This window comes from Vibrio sp. CUB2 (genome assembly GCF_001557945.1).
GTDB lineage: Bacteria > Pseudomonadota > Gammaproteobacteria > Enterobacterales > Vibrionaceae > Vibrio > Vibrio owensii.
In genome coordinates, this window is the sequence record NZ_LNRB01000051.1 from 1 (window position 1) to 2,854 (window position 2,854).

Consider the following 2,854-nt stretch of genomic DNA (forward strand, 5'->3'; position numbering starts at 1 on the left):
CAAGCGAGTCGCTCAACGTAAGAATGAGCAAAATCATGACCCGCTCTGACTTACCTTTTAAGACGATAACTGCGGATAACGGCACTGAATTTCATGGTTATGCACAACTAGAAAAACATCATAACTGCCTGTTTTACTTTGCAAATCCATACCACTCATGGGAGCGAGGGACTAATGAAAACACCAATGGCTTGATACGACAATACTTACCAAAACGAACTTCTATGTCACACGTGACACAGAAGCTCTGTAATGAAATTGCACACAAATTAAATACGCGCCCACGCAAAAGGCTTGGGTATAGGACACCAACGGAGTATATTCATGCGCATCTGTAGAAAGTGTCGCACTTCAAACTTGATACTAAGTTTTGGGCTTGTCAGGACCACTAGAAAGAGTCAACACACTATCAATAGCTTTTAAAATCAGATCGGGGTCCTTTTTACTCAATGCATTTTTTACTTTATTATTCCATTTCTTAAGGAATTTAAGCCTAGATTCAGTCTTTATCTTCGAATCAGGTCGAGTCAATCGAGTATTACATTCATCAACGATAACATATAGCTCATCGCTATCTTTCTTACCTAAACGAATCAACTCTTCTTTTTCTATTTTTATTAATTTCAACATCTTTAATCCTTGTATTGGGGAAACATAACGCCCAATTAAGGGGTGAACAACGCTACCACCCAGCCTAAACATTGTGCCATAAACACTAAATTTGAAGTATTAGCAAAAATGCCAAGCGTTGTGAATCCCTCTTAAATTGCTTGTTAAGTTCCGGTCTACAAGCTATGTGCCATATACTCAATAGGTAGTGAAAACTTCTCTTTTATTCGAGCTAAGTATTCGACATCCGAATTTTTTAGTTCATGGGGAGATACAATAACTAACTTATCGATAGGAATATCGTCGTTATAAAATGCGTACTCCATTAACTGACCTAAGGCTTCTCGGATACAACTTTTTGCAGTACTCAACGTCTTGATTTCATACAGTGAATAGAGACTATCTTTCTTAACAACAAGGTCTATACGATTTCCAGAGCCGCAACTTTGTTCAGTGGCTACAAAGTCCGATCCATAGCGTTGAGATAGTTCTTCATACAATGCTGTTTGTAATTGATTGTGTAACAGAGAGACTTCTTTTTTGTAGTCACTATATGACCGCTTGGTTTTACTTTTTCCCTCAGTATGACCGGCAACAAACTTAAACCCTTTTGGGCTTTCCAAGTTCGGCTCTACTTTTTTGTTCTTCAAGTTGTAATAATTGGAAGTTACTGCAGGATCGTCAGCACTAAACTCCTGAGGTTCATCGAGCAAATTTAGGTCTTCGGGTTTATACCTCACGACAGAAAAGATGTCAGCAGTAACAAAATTTTTGAATTCTTCAATGTTAGCCCCAACTGAATTTAGTTGAGAAAGCATCTCTTTGTACCAACCATTTTTCTTGTATTGTTTGTATACTCTTTCTGACTCTTCAGCGGAGACCACCTCTAGGTTTTTTATTTCGCCTAGCCACCATCGTTGTTTCGTATCGCTATTTATTGAATATAAAGAAACATCGAAGACTTGATCTAAATATGTATCTCTGTGCTTTCCAATTGCTTGGATATACCCGTAATGATAACCATCAATGATTTTGGTCGTATCTAGTAACCATTCCTCGTGACCATATCCATTCTGATACTCATAAGAGTCTTTGTTGCTACTTTTACCTGGACGACCAGATGGAGTTACCCAACCATTGCTATTCCAGCAAATTCTAGCGATTTTCTTCATATTTTCTCCGAGGAACTTAACGCCCCCTTAAGTGGTGAGCAACGCAATACCAATGCTACCGCATAACACCTTAATCACTGAAATCAACGCATAGTGAAAATGCCACGCGTTGCGAATCCGCCTTGAAGCGCTTGTTATGTTCGAACTAAAAGTCCTTGAGCTTTGCATTTTTCAGATCATTTGGTAGATATTGAATCCAACGTTTCAATCCCGAAACTTGACCTGTCGTCAAAGTACAGTTAGCTAATAAATACCGCTTTAGCGAAGCTACGAACTCGACACCATCAGTTTTATCCTTAGCTCGAAGGTGGGCGGACGTTCTATCTAGAATGAACTTATAGGCATGACACGTAGATAGGTTTTTTAGAGAAAGCTTTTCATCAATATTCTTTGCAACATATGATTCTGTTCGAACAATATGTTTAACCGCAGACTCACTCAACTCACCAGTATCTCGATATGACTCGTAATGTCTCCTCAGGTTATCATGTGATATCACACGATTATTAAGTCTGAAGTCGTTCATTAGCTCTTGTCTTAACAGCAAGTAGGCTACTGCAATAGCTTTATCATTACCTTCTGAGGCTTTACCTCCGCCGCCACCTCCAGAAGTAGTGTTGGCAGTCAGTGATACAAGTGACTTAGTGAGATCTGGTACATCTTTTACGTTGTTGGTGCCATGTAGTTCAGCGCATTGCTTACCACCAAAATAGATGGTCCCATCTTTTGCTTGCATAAAATAAGCAGTACCAGATGACAACTTATGACCTTTAGCACAATAAGATTCTGTATTTTCATTTACAAAGTCTTTCTTTATTATTTTCATATGGTTACTCCTTTATTAGAGCTACGATATCATTCAATAAACCACATGTCCCCAATTTATCTACGGTAAAGAACATAACGCCCTGCTAAGGGGTGAGCAACGCAATACCTAAGCCGCTGCAAACCACCTTAATCACTAAATTCAACGCATAGTAAAAATGCCACGCGTTGCGAATCCCTCTTGAGCAGTTTGTTAGTCGCGAGGCACCGAGCGACAATTTTAAGCCGAACTAAACTTTGCGAACAAC

General features: G+C 39.2%; 4 protein-coding genes. 1 reads left to right on the plus strand and 3 read right to left on the minus strand.

Going from position 1 to position 2,854, the window contains the following annotated elements; genetic code table 11:
- A partial coding sequence (locus ATB78_RS27665; RefSeq protein ID WP_155647874.1) for an IS30 family transposase occupies window positions 1-338 on the plus strand: 338 nt, incomplete at its 5' end.
- Window positions 339-363: 25 nt separating this feature from the next.
- Here ATB78_RS27665 and ATB78_RS27670 read toward each other — a convergent pair.
- The 3 genes from ATB78_RS27670 to ATB78_RS27680 all read right to left on the minus strand — a co-directional run bounded on the left by ATB78_RS27670 (window position 364) and on the right by ATB78_RS27680 (window position 2,607).
- Window positions 364-630, minus strand: a complete 267-nt coding sequence (locus ATB78_RS27670; protein ID WP_061011145.1) for a hypothetical protein — start codon at window positions 628-630, stop codon at window positions 364-366.
- A gap of 155 nt (window positions 631-785) precedes the next feature.
- Window positions 786-1,781 carry a hypothetical protein gene (locus tag ATB78_RS27675; protein ID WP_061011146.1) on the minus strand — a complete coding sequence of 332 codons (996 nt, stop codon included), beginning with the start codon at window positions 1,779-1,781 and terminating at the stop codon, window positions 786-788.
- Window positions 1,782-1,926: 145 nt separating this feature from the next.
- Window positions 1,927-2,607 (minus strand): hypothetical protein, encoded by a 681-nt coding sequence (locus tag ATB78_RS27680; RefSeq protein ID WP_061011147.1) that lies wholly within the window; start codon window positions 2,605-2,607, stop codon window positions 1,927-1,929.
- Between the last annotated feature and the right edge of the window lie 247 nt (window positions 2,608-2,854).